Annotated in this window: 12 protein-coding genes; 8 read left to right on the top strand and 4 right to left on the bottom strand. The window is 59.7% G+C overall.

All coding sequences use genetic code 11. From position 1 onward, the window contains the following. Positions 1–15 precede the first annotated feature (15 nt). From sucC to lpdA, 7 genes are all read left to right on the top strand, one after another. Positions 16–1,209 (top strand): ADP-forming succinate--CoA ligase subunit beta, encoded by a 1,194-nt coding sequence (sucC, locus tag T424_RS0106240; protein WP_027486967.1) that lies wholly within the window; start codon positions 16–18, stop codon positions 1,207–1,209. Between the two features lie 18 nt (positions 1,210–1,227). Continuing rightward, positions 1,228–2,130, top strand: a complete 903-nt coding sequence (gene sucD, locus T424_RS0106235) for a succinate--CoA ligase subunit alpha (RefSeq protein ID WP_027486966.1) — start codon at positions 1,228–1,230, stop codon at positions 2,128–2,130. Between the two features lie 212 nt (positions 2,131–2,342). Next, positions 2,343–5,339: a 2-oxoglutarate dehydrogenase E1 component gene (locus T424_RS0106230; protein ID WP_027486965.1), complete on the top strand. Its 2,997-nt coding sequence runs from the start codon at positions 2,343–2,345 to the stop codon at positions 5,337–5,339. A 55-nt stretch (positions 5,340–5,394) separates the two neighbouring features. Beyond that, the gene (gene odhB, locus T424_RS0106225) at positions 5,395–6,612 is read left to right on the top strand and encodes a 2-oxoglutarate dehydrogenase complex dihydrolipoyllysine-residue succinyltransferase (RefSeq protein ID WP_027486964.1); all 1,218 of its coding nucleotides are present in this window, start codon (positions 5,395–5,397) and stop codon (positions 6,610–6,612) included. A 102-nt stretch (positions 6,613–6,714) separates the two neighbouring features. Further along, entirely contained in the window at positions 6,715–7,128 is a 414-nt protein-coding gene (locus tag T424_RS0106220; protein ID WP_027486963.1) for an MAPEG family protein, read from the top strand. Between the two features lie 31 nt (positions 7,129–7,159). Continuing rightward, positions 7,160–7,798 (top strand): LysE family translocator, encoded by a 639-nt coding sequence (locus tag T424_RS0106215; protein WP_027486962.1) that lies wholly within the window; start codon positions 7,160–7,162, stop codon positions 7,796–7,798. 83 nt (positions 7,799–7,881) lie between these two features. Next, positions 7,882–9,288, top strand: coding sequence for a dihydrolipoyl dehydrogenase (gene lpdA, locus T424_RS0106210; RefSeq protein WP_027486961.1), 1,407 nt, complete (start codon positions 7,882–7,884; stop codon positions 9,286–9,288). Here the strand turns inward: lpdA and T424_RS22840 are convergent. Beyond that, a complete protein-coding gene (locus tag T424_RS22840; protein ID WP_169737296.1) occupies positions 9,269–9,547 on the bottom strand; it encodes a PAZ domain-containing protein in 279 nt (92 codons plus the stop codon). The genes lpdA and T424_RS22840 overlap by 20 nt on opposite strands. Between T424_RS22840 and T424_RS0106205 the strand changes: the two genes are divergently transcribed. Beyond that, positions 9,440–9,943: a cytochrome b gene (locus T424_RS0106205; RefSeq protein ID WP_027486960.1), complete on the top strand. Its 504-nt coding sequence runs from the start codon at positions 9,440–9,442 to the stop codon at positions 9,941–9,943. The two genes, T424_RS22840 and T424_RS0106205, sit on opposite strands and share 108 nt — an antisense overlap. Positions 9,944–10,048: 105 nt before the next feature. Here T424_RS0106205 and T424_RS0106200 read toward each other — a convergent pair whose 3' ends face one another. The 3 genes from T424_RS0106200 to fdhD form a co-directional block, all read right to left on the bottom strand. Beyond that, the gene (locus tag T424_RS0106200; protein ID WP_051558820.1) at positions 10,049–11,704 is read right to left on the bottom strand and encodes an OFA family MFS transporter; all 1,656 of its coding nucleotides are present in this window, start codon (positions 11,702–11,704) and stop codon (positions 10,049–10,051) included. 301 nt (positions 11,705–12,005) lie between these two features. Further along, on the bottom strand, positions 12,006–12,257 hold the full coding sequence (locus T424_RS0106190; RefSeq protein ID WP_027486958.1) for a formate dehydrogenase subunit delta: 252 nt from the start codon (positions 12,255–12,257) through the stop codon (positions 12,006–12,008). After that, positions 12,247–13,074 carry a formate dehydrogenase accessory sulfurtransferase FdhD gene (fdhD, locus tag T424_RS0106185; RefSeq protein WP_027486957.1) on the bottom strand — a complete coding sequence of 276 codons (828 nt, stop codon included), beginning with the start codon at positions 13,072–13,074 and terminating at the stop codon, positions 12,247–12,249. The genes T424_RS0106190 and fdhD overlap by 11 nt, the downstream gene beginning before the upstream one ends. Positions 13,075–13,083: the final 9 nt, after the last annotated feature.

Here is a 13,083-nt window from a genome sequence, read left to right as displayed (position 1 = left end):
CGATAGGACCAGACGATGAACATTCATGAATATCAGGCCAAGGCTCTTTTGAAGGGCTACGGCGCACCGGTTGCCAAAGGCGTGGCAATTCTTTCCGCGGACGAAGCCGAGGCCGCCGCAAAGCAGCTTCCCGGCCCGCTTTACGTGGTCAAGAGTCAGATCCATGCCGGTGGCCGTGGCAAGGGCAAGTTCAAGGAACTTGGCCCTGAGGCCAAGGGTGGCGTCCGTTTGGCGAAGTCGATCGAGGAAGTCGTGGCGCACGCCAAGGACATGCTCGGCAATACGCTCGTCACCGCCCAGACGGGTGAGGCTGGCAAGCAGGTCAACCGTCTCTACATCGAAGACGGCGCCGACATTTCCCGCGAACTCTACTGCTCGCTGCTGGTGGATCGTTCGGTTGGCCGCGTGGCCTTCGTGGTCTCCACCGAAGGCGGCATGGACATTGAAGCCGTCGCCCATGACACGCCGGAAAAGATCCACACCATCGCCATCGACCCGGAAACCGGCGTGACGGCAGAGGACGTGGCAAAGATTTCCGCAGCGCTGGCGCTGGAAGGGGTCGCGCTTGAAGATGCCAAGTTGCTCTTCCCGGCGATTTACAAGGCCTTCAACGAGAAGGACATGGCTCTTCTTGAAGTCAATCCGCTGATTGTCATGACCGATGGCCATCTGCGCGTTCTCGACGCCAAGGTCTCTTTCGACGGCAACGCGCTGTTCCGTCACGACGACGTGCGTGCGCTGCGTGACGAAACGGAAGAGGATTCCAAGGAAATCGAAGCCTCGAAGTGGGATCTGGCTTACGTTGCCCTCGATGGCAATATCGGCTGCATGGTCAACGGCGCCGGTCTCGCCATGGCAACGATGGACATCATCAAGCTTTACGGCAAGGAGCCGGCAAACTTCTGCGACGTCGGCGGTGGCGCTGGCAAGGAGAAGGTCGCGGCTGCCTTCAAGATCATTACCGCTGATCCGAAGGTCGAGGGCATCCTCGTCAACATTTTCGGCGGCATCATGAAGTGCGACGTCATCGCCGAAGGCGTGATCGCCGCCGTCAAGGAAGTCGGCCTCAAGGTTCCGCTGGTCGTGCGCCTGGAAGGCACCAATGTCGAACTCGGCAAGAAACTGCTGAACGAATCCGGCCTCGCCATCACGGCGGCCGACGATCTGGACGACGCTGCCAAGAAAATCGTCGCGGCGATCAACGGCTAATTTGAGGAACCGCAAGACATGTCGATTCTCGTCAATAAAAACACCAAGGTCCTCGTACAGGGCCTGACCGGCAAGACCGGGACCTTCCACACCGAACAGGCGCTGGCCTATTACGGCACGCAGATGGTCGGCGGTATCCATCCGAAGAAGGGTGGCGAAAACTGGACCGGCTCCAAGGGCGAAACCCTGCCGATCTTCGCGACCGTTGCCGAAGCCAAGGAAAAGACCGGTGCAGACGCATCCGTGATCTACGTTCCGCCGGCAGGCGCTGCCGACGCCATCATCGAGGCGATCGACGCGGAAATCCCCTTCATCACCTGCATCACCGAAGGTATTCCGGTGATGGACATGGTGCGCGTCAAGGCCCGGCTTGAAAAGTCCAGCTCGCGTCTGCTCGGCCCTAACTGCCCGGGCATTCTGACGCCGGAAGAGTGCAAGATCGGCATCATGCCGGGCTCGATCTTCCGCAAGGGTTCGGTCGGTATCGTTTCGCGTTCCGGAACGCTGACCTATGAAGCCGTGTTCCAGACCTCCAACGAAGGTCTTGGCCAGACGACGGCTGTCGGCATCGGCGGCGACCCGGTCAAGGGCACCGAATTCATCGACGTGCTGGAAATGTTCCTCGCCGACGAAGCCACCCAGTCGATCATCATGATCGGTGAAATCGGTGGTTCCGCGGAAGAAGACGCCGCCCAGTTCCTGATCGACGAAGCCAAGAAGGGCCGTAAGAAGCCGATGGCAGGCTTTATCGCGGGCCGTACCGCTCCGAAGGGCCGCACCATGGGCCATGCCGGTGCTGTGGTTTCCGGCGGCAAGGGCGATGCAGAATCCAAGATCGCAGCCATGGAAGCGGCTGGCATCAAGGTTTCGCCATCCCCGGCACGTCTGGGCAAGACGTTGGTTGAAGTCCTGAAGGGCTGAACCACCTTATGGTGAGCACGGGCAGGCGCATTCAAGCGGCCTGCCCGCGTTGAAAAGGAAGGTCTCGCCTCGCTCGAGACAAGACCTTTCGGACAAATTGCGGAGCACTCGCTCCTTCTCCAGCGAAGCGCAAGCCTTGGCTGGCATAGGCGAAAACCGAAATTCGGTGTGATCACAAGTCGGGAGGCGGGCTTCGGCGCCCGCAGAAAACCATGGCAAGGCAAGAAGCCAACGAGCAGTTTCAGGTCACGTCGTTCCTGGATGGAGCGAATGCGATCTATATCGAGCAGCTTTATGCGCGCTACGAGGAAGATCCGAATTCGGTTTCTGCCGAATGGCAGGCCTTCTTCAAGGCGCTGGGCGATAGTCCCGCCGATGTGAAGAAAGCTGCAAGCGGCGCTTCGTGGAAGAAGAAGAACTGGCCCCTGACGCCGGGTGGCGAACTGGTTTCCGCGCTGGACGGAAACTGGGGTCAGGTCGAAAAGGCCATCGAAAAGAAGGTGAAGGACAAGGCTGAAGCCGCAGCCGCAAGTGCAGGCAAGCCGGTTTCCGAAGCGGAAGTCCTCCAGGCGACGCGCGATAGCGTCCGCGCCATCATGATGATCCGCGCCTACCGTATGCGCGGCCATCTTCATGCCAAGCTGGACCCCTTGGGGCTTGCAGCGCCTGTCGAGGATTACAACGAGCTTTCGCCGGCAAATTATGGCTTCACCGAAGCTGATTACGGCCGCAAGATCTTCATCGATAACGTTCTGGGGCTGGAATATGCCACGATCCCGGAAATGATCGACATCTTGCAGCGCACCTACTGCACCACGCTCGGCGTGGAATTCATGCATATCTCCAATCCAGAAGAAAAGCAGTGGATTCAGGAACGCATCGAAGGTCCGGACAAGGGCGTTGAATTCACCGCTCAGGGCAAGAAGGCCATTCTTTCCAAGCTGATCGAAGCGGAAGGCTTCGAGCAGTTCATCGACGTCAAGTACAAGGGCACCAAGCGCTTCGGTCTCGACGGTGGTGAATCGCTTATCCCGGCGCTGGAGCAGATCATCAAGCGCGGTGGTCAGGAAGGCCTTGAGGAAGTCGTTCTCGGCATGGCTCACCGTGGCCGCCTGAACGTGCTGACCAATGTGATGCACAAGCCGCATCGCGCCGTTTTCCACGAGTTCAAGGGCGGTTCGTTCAAGCCGGATGAAGTGGAAGGTTCGGGCGACGTGAAGTACCATCTCGGTGCCTCCTCCGACCGTGAATTCGACAATAACAAAGTGCATCTGTCGCTGACGGCCAACCCGTCGCACCTTGAAATCGTCAATCCGGTGGTCATGGGCAAGGCCCGCGCCAAGCAGGACCAACTGGCCAAGGTCTGGGATGGCGATGTCATCCCGCTCAAGGAGCGCGCCAAGGTTCTGCCGTTGCTGATCCATGGCGATGCAGCCTTTGCCGGTCAGGGCGTGGTTGCCGAAATTCTCGGCCTGTCCGGCCTTCGCGGCCATCGCGTCGCAGGCACCATGCATTTCATTATCAACAACCAGATTGGCTTCACCACCAATCCGGCCTTCTCGCGCTCTTCGCCCTATCCGTCGGATGTGGCCAAGATGATCGAGGCGCCGATCTTCCACGTCAACGGCGATGATCCGGAAGCGGTTGTCTATGCGGCCAAGGTTGCCACCGAATACCGCATGAAGTTCCACAAGCCGGTTGTCGTGGACATGTTCTGCTACCGCCGCTTCGGCCATAACGAAGGCGATGAGCCGGGCTTCACGCAGCCGAAGATGTACAAGGAAATCCGCGCCCACAAGACCGTGGTGCGGCTCTATGCCGATCGCCTGATCGCCGAAGGCCTGATCACCGAAGGCGAACTGGAAAAGATGCGTGCCGACTGGCGCGCGCATCTCGAACAGGAGTTCGAGGCTGGTCAGTCCTACAAGCCGAACAAGGCCGACTGGCTGGACGGCGCATGGTCGGGCCTGCGTGCGGCAGACAATGCCGATGAGCAGCGCCGCGGCAAGACCGCCGTGCCGATGAAGAGCCTCAAGGAAATCGGCCGCAAGCTCTCGACTATTCCGGAAGGCTTCCGGGCGCACCGCACCATCCAGCGCTTCATGGAAAACCGCGCTCAGATGATCGAGACGGGTGAAGGCATCGATTGGGCCATGGCCGAAGCGCTGGCCTTCGGTTCGCTGGTGCTCGATGGCCACAAGATCCGCCTGTCCGGCCAGGATTGCGAGCGCGGTACCTTCTCGCAACGCCATTCGGTTCTCTATGATCAGGAAACCGAAGACCGCTATATTCCGCTTGCCAATCTGGCGCCCAACCAGGCCCGCTACGAAGTCATCAACTCGATGCTGTCTGAAGAGGCCGTGCTTGGCTTCGAATACGGCTATTCGCTGGCGCGTCCAAGCGCGCTGACGCTGTGGGAAGCGCAGTTCGGCGACTTCGCCAACGGCGCGCAGGTGGTGTTCGACCAGTTCATCTCGTCCGGTGAACGCAAGTGGCTGCGCATGTCCGGTCTCGTCTGCCTGCTGCCGCATGGCTATGAAGGCCAGGGCCCGGAACACTCCTCCGCCCGTCTGGAACGCTGGTTGCAGATGTGCGCCGAAGACAATATGCAGGTTGCCAACTGCACCACGCCCGCCAACTACTTCCACATTCTGCGCCGCCAGATGAAGCGCGACTTCCGCAAGCCGCTGATCCTGATGACGCCGAAGTCGCTACTGCGCCACAAGCGGGCGCAATCCACGCTGGCGGAAATGGCGGGCGAAAGCTCGTTCCACCGCCTGCTGTGGGACGATGCAGAGATGATCAAGGATGGCCCGATCAAGCTTCAGAAGGACGCCAAGATCCGTCGCGTCGTCATGTGCACGGGCAAGGTCTATTACGACCTGCTGGAAGAGCGCGAGAAGCGCGGCATCGACGACATCTACCTGCTGCGTATCGAACAGCTCTATCCGTTCCCGGCCAAGGCGCTGATCAATGAGCTTTCCCGCTTCCGCAATGCGGAGATGGTATGGTGCCAGGAAGAGCCCAAGAATATGGGTGCCTGGTCCTTCATCGACCCCTATCTGGAATGGGTTCTGGCGCATATCGATGCCAAGTATCAGCGCGTGCGCTACACCGGCCGTCCGGCGGCTGCCTCTCCGGCAACCGGCCTGATGTCCAAGCACCTCGCACAGCTCGAAGCCTTCCTGGAAGATGCGCTGGGCGGCTGAGGCCGCCCGCCATTCTCTTCGCCCGAAACGCCCATAGATCAATGGAACCCTAATTATGGCCACTGAAATCCGCGTTCCCACCCTGGGAGAATCCGTCAGCGAAGCCACCGTCGGCACCTGGTTCAAGAAGGTTGGCGATGTCGTGAAGGCTGACGAGCCGCTCGTCGAACTGGAAACCGACAAGGTGACGGTTGAAGTTCCCGCACCCGCATCCGGCGTCCTGACCGAAATCGTTGCGCAGAACGGCGAAACCGTTGGTCTCGGCGCGCTGCTCGGCCAGATTGCCGAAGGCGCTTCGGCCGGGGCTTCGGCACCTGCCGCTGCCGCCGCACCCGCTGCCGCCCCTGCCGCTCCGGCTGCCGCCGCCTCTGCCCCGGCTACCGCTATGCCGGCCGCTCCGGCCGCTGCCAAGCTCGCTGCTGACAACAACATCAACACCGCTGATGTCGATGGCTCGGGCAAGCGTGGCCAGGTGCTGAAGGGTGACGTTCTCGCCGCCATCGCCAAGGGCACCACCTCGGCCGCTCCGGCCGCAGCCGCTGCACCCCGTCCGGTTTCCTCGGCCGACGATCAGGTTCGCGAAGAGCGCGTCAAGATGACCCGCCTGCGCCAGACCATTGCCAAGCGCCTGAAGGATGCCCAGAACACCGCCGCCATGCTGACCACCTATAACGAGGTGGATATGAAGGCCGTGATGGACCTGCGCGCCCGCTACAAGGACATCTTCGAAAAGAAGCATGGCGTGAAGATGGGCTTCATGGGCTTCTTCACCAAGGCCGTCACCCACGCGCTGAAGGAGCTTCCGGCCATCAACGCCGAAATCGACGGCACGGACATCATCTACAAGAACTACTGCCATGTCGGCATGGCGGTTGGCACCGACAAGGGCCTGGTGGTTCCGGTTATCCGCGATGCCGATCAGCTGTCGATTGCCGGCGTGGAAAAGGAACTCGGCCGTCTGGCAAAGGCCGCCCGCGACAATACGCTTTCCATGGCCGACATGCAGGGCGGCACCTTCACCATCACCAATGGCGGTGTCTATGGCTCGCTGATGTCGTCGCCGATCCTGAACGCGCCGCAATCGGGTATTCTGGGAATGCACAAGATCCAGGAACGTCCCGTGGTGGTTGGCGGGCAGATCGTCATCCGTCCGATGATGTATCTGGCTCTGTCCTATGACCACCGCATCGTTGACGGCAAGGAAGCCGTGACCTTCCTGGTACGCGTCAAGGAAAGCCTCGAAGATCCGGAACGTCTGGTTCTCGACCTCTAAAATTTCATAGGTCAGGCGGCGGAGGCATCACCTCCGCCGCTTGTCATCGGGTGAGCGAATTGGCGCCTCATCCGGGCAAATACGTGAAGAGAGAGCCAGAGCATGGAACCCACCTTTCTTGCCGCATCGCCTTTTCTGCCTGTCATCGGCTTGAGCGTGGCAATTCTTATCGTGCACATCATGCTACAGGGGATGACGGCGACGAAGGAACTGGGCTCTGCGTGGAATGCCGGTCCGCGTGACGGCAATCGCAAACCGGAAGGCAAGCTTGCCGGACGTGCGGAGCGCGCCTCGCTGAATTTCCGGGAAACCTACCCGGCCTTTATCGCGCTTGCCTTCGGCCTGATCATGGCGGGCGACCCGCATGGGCTTGGCCTTGCCGGTGCGTGGCTGTGGTTGGCGGCGCGGGTGGTTTACATTCCCCTCTATCTCGCCGGTATTCCTTATATCCGGTCGCTCGTCTGGGTCGGTTCGATGATCGGGCTTGCGATGATGTTTGTCGTCCTGATGTTCTGATTTTCAAACCATGCTGCGCCAGGAGTGGGTCATGCATCCCTATCTCTTCGAACTTGCATCGCTAATGACGATTTTTGCCTTCGTGATCGTCTCGCCCGGCGCGGACCTCGCCATGGTCATGCGCCAGGCGATCGTGCATGGCCGCAAGCGGGCGATTGTCACCAGCTTCGGCATCGGCACGGCGTTCATGATGCATGTCAGCTATACGATCCTCGGGCTGGGGCTGATTATTTCGCAGTCCATTTTTCTCTTCAACATCGTAAAATGGTGTGGCGTCGCTTATCTCTTTTATATCGGTGTGAAATCGCTGCGTGCGGGAAAGACCGATCTGACGGGTGAGATTGCAGGGCAAGGTGAGCCGCAGGAGCAAGGGCTGCCCAAGGCATTTCTGCTTGGCTTTGCCGCCAATGCGCTGAACCCGAAGGCCGTGTTTTTCTTTCTTTCGATTTTTTCGGCTGTCATCAGCGTCCACACCCCAATGAGCGTCAAGTTCGGCTATGGGCTGGTCATGGCAAGCTGCCTGATCGGCTGGTTTATCGGCGTAAGCGTTTTCATGACGACGGCGAAAATGCGCGCGGCCTTCTCGCGAGCCAGCCAGTGGATCGACCGGATCAGCGGCGCGGTCTTTATCGTGCTGGGCCTGAAGCTGGCAACGGAAAAGGCTGGATGAATTTTCAATCGGAGCGTTGCGGCGCTCCCTGACGAGGCCGGTTCAAGCTCCGGCTGCGGTATCAAGACAAAGGAACGACGGAAATGGCATATGATCTCGTGGTAATCGGCTCCGGCCCCGGTGGTTATGTCTGCGCCATCAAGGCAGCGCAGCTGGGCATGAAGGTGGCCGTTGTCGAAAAGCGTGCGACCTATGGCGGCACCTGCCTGAACATCGGCTGCATTCCTTCCAAGGCGCTGCTCCATGCATCGGAAATGTTTGCCCATGCGGCGCATGGCATGGCCGATCTCGGTGTTGAGGTCTCCGCGCCGAAGCTGAACATCGAGAAGATGATGGCGCACAAGGACAGCGTCGTGAAGGCCAATGTCGATGGCGTCGGCTTCCTCTTCAAGAAGAACAAGGTCGATGGCTTTCAGGGCACCGGCAAGATCCTGGCTGCGGGCAAGGTTTCCGTCACCAATGACAAGGGTGAGGAGCAGGTTCTCGAAACGAAGAATATCGTGATTGCCACGGGTTCGGATGTGGCCGGCATTCCAGGCGTTTCCGTCGAGATCGACGAAAAGGTCATCGTTTCCTCGACGGGCGGTATCGCGCTCGACAAGGTGCCGGGCAAGATGATCGTCGTCGGCGGTGGCGTCATCGGGCTTGAACTGGGTTCGGTCTGGTCGCGCCTTGGCGCCAAGGTTACAGTTGTCGAATATCTCGATACCATTCTCGGCGGCATGGACGGCGAAGTCTCCAAGCAGTTCCAGCGTATGCTGGCCAAGCAGGGCATGGAGTTCAATCTCGGGGCCAAGGTTACGGCCGTTTCCAAGGCCGGTAACGGCGCCAAGGTGGTTTTCGAACCTGTGAAGGGCGGTGAAGCGCAGACGCTGGAAGCCGATGTCGTGCTGATTGCCACGGGCCGCAAGCCGTATACGGCAGGCCTTGGTCTTGAAGAGACCGGTGTGGCGCTCGACAATCGCGGCCGTGTTGAAATCGATGGTCACTTCCGCACCAATGTCGCCGGTATTTATGCGATTGGCGACGTGGTGAAAGGCCCGATGCTGGCGCACAAGGCTGAAGACGAGGGGATTGCCCTTGCCGAGATCCTTGCCGGCCAGCATGGCCATGTGAACTACGATGTCATTCCGGGCGTTGTTTATACCCAGCCGGAAGTCGCCTCCGTTGGCAAGACGGAAGAGGAGCTGAAGGCCGCCGGTATTGCCTACAAGGTTGGCAAGTTCCCCTTCACTGCAAACGGCCGGGCCCGTGCCATGCAGGCGACGGACGGCTTCGTAAAGGTTCTGGCCGACAAGGATAGCGACCGAGTTCTGGGCGTCCATATCATTGGCTTTGGTGCAGGCGAGATGATCCACGAGGCTGCCGTTTTGATGGAATTCGGTGGTTCCTCGGAAGACCTGGGCCGCACTTGCCATGCGCATCCGACTATGTCGGAAGCAGTGAAGGAGGCCGCGCTTTCGACTTTCTTCAAGCCGATTCACATGTAATTTCAGGAAAAGTGGAAACCGGTTTTCCCTTGGAAATGCTCTGAATACGATTATTATATTTCGTTAATATTGAAAGCCGTATCTTGCCTTGCAGGATGCGGCTTTTATCATGTGGGAAAGTCGTCTGCTTTTCTTGACAAAGGGCAAAAAGATGAATGCGATTCCCGTAACCGGTTACTCCGTGGCGCAAAGAGTGCTTCACTGGTTGATGGCACTGCTCATATTTTTCAATTTGATTTTTTCCGATGGAATGGAGCATTGGAATCGTCTTGCGCGGCGGGGCGAAACAATCACACCGGATGACATAGCCTCAGCCAATATTCATGCCTATGTCGGCATTGCCATTCTGATTCTCTGTCTCATCCGTCTCTTCCTGCGCTTCACGCAGGGTGCGCCCTTGCCGCCGGAAAGTGAGCCGCCGCTGTTGAAGCTTGCGGCCAAGGTGACGCACGCTACGCTTTATCTGTTGTTTTTTGCCATGCCTCTGACCGGGATAGCGAAATATTACTTCGGCATCGGGCCGCTGGGCGGGCTGCATGGCGGCATTTTGAAAATGCTGCTTTGGGTTTTGATCGGCCTTCACGTCGCGGGCGCGCTGGTACACCAGTTTTACTGGAAAACCAATGTTCTGGCGCGTATGACCAAGGGCGCATGAAAAAAGCGAAAAACGCCTTGCGTCCTATGAGACGCAAGGCGCTGTAATAGTTTGTTTTCCCGCATTTTCAGCGGGAAAACCGGCAGCGACCTTCCTGAAAAGGCTCTATCCGAACAGGGCGAAGCTGCTTTTCAGCGTAACCCAGATACCCCAGGCAAGCGGGATGCCCACGGCCAGCCAGGCAAGAAGGGCCTTTGCATCCAGACCGCCCTTGCCGATGCCGAAGGAGCCGGAGGGACCGGCACTTGCCGCAGCCGACTTGGCCTGAAGCGCTGCCACTTCGTCATCCGACATGAACCACTTGTCCGACAGCGGCCGTACCAGCGCATTGCAGATCAGGCCGAGCGCCAGCATACCGGCGAGGATATACATGGTGCTGGCATAGAGTGCCGGGCCGGGCTGAACGCCCGCGGCAATCTGCGCTTCCCGGATATAGTTGACCACGACGGGGCCGACGATGCCTGCCGTTGCCCATGCGGTCAGAAGGCGGCCATGGATGGCGCCCACGAACTGCGTACCGAAAATATCGGCCAGATAAGCGGGGATGGTGGCAAAGCCGCCGCCATACATCGACAGGATGATGCCGACCGCCAGAACGAACAGGGCCTTGTTGCCCATCAGCGCCAGCGAAGGCACAAGCGCATAAAGGATGATGCCGAGGACGAAGAAGCAGAAATAGGTATTCTTGCGGCCAAGACGGTCCGACATCGAGGCCCAGAAGAAGCGGCCACCAATGTTGAACAGCGAGATGAGGCCGGTGAAGCCTGCGGCAATTGCAGCAATCTGTGCCTTTTGCGTTGCATCGAGCTGGGCGAAGGCAAGACCGGGCTGGCCGATCAGTGAACCGGCGAAGATTTCCTGCAACATCGGCGAGGCCATGCCGATGACGCCGATACCGGCCGAAACGTTCAGGCACAGCACAGCCCAGATCAGCCAGAATTGCGGTGTCTTGTGTGCGTTGCGCAGGTGAACATGGCGATGGGTAATCATCTGGCCCTTGGCGGCGGGCGGTGTCCAGCCGTCTGGACGCCAGCCAGCCGGGGGAATGCGATAACCGAAAGCGCCGCCCATCATGAAGATGAAGTAGATGATGGCCATGACGATAAAGGTCTGCCAGACGCCCGGCCCGGCATCCGATTTGAAGATATTCATCAGCAGATTGGCCAGGGGCGCGCCGATCATTGCGCCGCCGCCAAAGCCCATGATGGCCATGCCGGTTGCCATGCCGCGCCGGTCCGGAAACCACTTGATCAGCGTGGACACCGGCGAAATATAGCCGAGACCGAGGCCTATGCCGCCGATGACACCGGCGCCAAGCCACATCAGCCACAATTGATGGATCATCACGCCAACGGCCGCCACCAGAATGCCGCCGCACCAGCAAAGGGCGGAGATGAAGGCCGCCTTGCGCGGACCCACGCGCTCCAGCCAGCCGCCCCACAGGGCTGCCGAGCAACCGAGCAGCACGAAAAACAGGGTGTAGATCCAGCCAAGATCGGCAACGCGCCAGTTGCAGCTTGTCGTGGTCAGCGCATCCAGAAGCGTCATCGTCGCGCAGCTTGCATCCGTCGCAGGCAGGGCCTTGCTGAGCGGCAGCCAGAACACGCTGAAGCCATAGGCCATGCCGATGCAAAGGTGAATGGCCAAAGCGGCAGGCGGCACGAGCCAGCGATTGAAACCTGGCCTTGCGACAATTCTCTCTCGATCCAGAAGACCGCCTGCGGGCGATGTCACCATCCCCGCCGAACCCGTTGCACTCATCCCGTCTCTCCTTTTCGGCATTATTTTGCCGCATTATGAATGTTCAAGCTTTGCCAAGGTCCGAAGATGCCAATCCATCCTTGCCTTGAAGCGAAAGCCATGGACCAGGCTCCCGAAGGCCATCTGGTCGCCCGCTCCTATGAAAAGGGGCGACAAAAGCCGTGCGTGAGCATTTGTGAATTTCCGCCCATTTCTGGGGGTTTTTCTGAAAAATAGCAATTGTCAAGCGCGGACAATTGACCGCATTTCGCGCAGATTTCTTTGGAAAAACAGAGAAGAGTGACGGTTTAAGCCCGCCCGCTCACGTCGCGGTCTGAGCGGTCATCAATGTCGGGCGTCGGATATGTCTGGCAGCCTCGATCACCAGCGGGTCCAGTCCTTGCCCGCCATCATCCACCATTTCGAAGAAGCGGCGTCGCATTCGCGGTTCCCAGAACCGGTTGATGTGCAGGGCAATGCCCGGCAGTTGCTCGGCCTCCGGTTGGGACTTGAAGAAGGTTGCGATCTGGTTGGCCATGCGCACCAGCTTTGCGGCGCTTTCATCATGCGACATCGGCGTTTTCTCCTCCTCTTACCCGTCCGGGCCGGGTGAAAATCTCGAACTCCGCGCCACGGGCAATACCGATCAGTGTCATGCCGGCGGCGTCTGCGGTTTCGATCGCCAGTGCTGTCGGGGCGGAAATGGCCGCCAGCACCGGCGCGCCGAGAATGGCAGCCTTCTGCACCATTTCCACGGAAAGCCGGCTGGTGACGACGACCATGCCTTCCGCCCCCTTGCGTCCGGCGCGAAGCACCGCACCCACCAGCTTGTCCAGGGCATTGTGGCGGCCCACATCCTCACGGATTGCCAGCAGGCCTTCGCCGGGAATGAAGAAGCCTGCGCCATGTACGGCATGGGTCTGCCGGTTCAGGCGCTGGGCGCGGGCAAGGGCCTGCATGGCCTCTTCCACCTGTTGCGGCGTCACGGCAAGGGCGCAAGGCCTGACTGGCGGCACCTGCCGCGTTGCCTGCTCGATGGATTCGATGCCGCAGAGGCCGCAGCCCACAGGCCCTGCCATGCGGCGGCGGCGCGCCACAAGCGCTTCGGCGCTGTCATCGTGAAGCACGACCTGCACGTCGATACCGGCTCCCACCTCGACAGGATCGATGGAAACCACCTCCGATGCGTTGGAAATAATGCCTTCCGCCAGCGAAAAGCCAAGCGCGAAATCCTCCAGATCCTGCGGTGTTGCCATCATCACGGCGTGGGTGGAGCCGCCATAGGAAAAGGCGATCGGCACCTCTTCCGGCACGATGCGGCTTCCGGGTGCCATGATCCCGGCCTGAAACCTCGTTTCCCGAACCTGCCGGCTGGCGCCCGTCTTCGTCATCTCGTTCCT

This window comes from Allorhizobium undicola ORS 992 = ATCC 700741 (assembly GCF_000621665.1).
GTDB lineage: Bacteria > Pseudomonadota > Alphaproteobacteria > Rhizobiales > Rhizobiaceae > Allorhizobium > Allorhizobium undicola.
The sequence above is the reverse complement of the archived record's forward strand: the minus strand, read 5'-3'. Positions and strand labels throughout refer to the sequence as shown.

Bases quoted from the DNA above. Each gene is read 5' to 3' on its own strand.
- fdhD (WP_027486957.1), bottom strand. From the start codon at position 13,074: ATGACGAAGACGGGCGCCAGCCGGCAGGTTCGGGAAACGAGGTTTCAG.
- T424_RS22840 (WP_169737296.1), bottom strand. From the start codon at position 9,547: ATGCTCCATTCCATCGGAAAAAATCAAATTGAAAAATATGAGCAGTGC.
- sucC (WP_027486967.1), top strand. From the start codon at position 16: ATGAACATTCATGAATATCAGGCCAAGGCTCTTTTGAAGGGCTACGGC.
- T424_RS0106215 (WP_027486962.1), top strand. From the start codon at position 7,160: ATGCATCCCTATCTCTTCGAACTTGCATCGCTAATGACGATTTTTGCC.
- T424_RS0106220 (WP_027486963.1), top strand. From the start codon at position 6,715: ATGGAACCCACCTTTCTTGCCGCATCGCCTTTTCTGCCTGTCATCGGC.
- T424_RS0106205 (WP_027486960.1), top strand. From the start codon at position 9,440: ATGAATGCGATTCCCGTAACCGGTTACTCCGTGGCGCAAAGAGTGCTT.
- sucD (WP_027486966.1), top strand. From the start codon at position 1,228: ATGTCGATTCTCGTCAATAAAAACACCAAGGTCCTCGTACAGGGCCTG.
- T424_RS0106230 (WP_027486965.1), top strand. From the start codon at position 2,343: ATGGCAAGGCAAGAAGCCAACGAGCAGTTTCAGGTCACGTCGTTCCTG.
- lpdA (WP_027486961.1), top strand. From the start codon at position 7,882: ATGGCATATGATCTCGTGGTAATCGGCTCCGGCCCCGGTGGTTATGTC.
- odhB (WP_027486964.1), top strand. From the start codon at position 5,395: ATGGCCACTGAAATCCGCGTTCCCACCCTGGGAGAATCCGTCAGCGAA.
- T424_RS0106190 (WP_027486958.1), bottom strand. From the start codon at position 12,257: ATGTCGCATGATGAAAGCGCCGCAAAGCTGGTGCGCATGGCCAACCAG.
- T424_RS0106200 (WP_051558820.1), bottom strand. From the start codon at position 11,704: ATGAGTGCAACGGGTTCGGCGGGGATGGTGACATCGCCCGCAGGCGGT.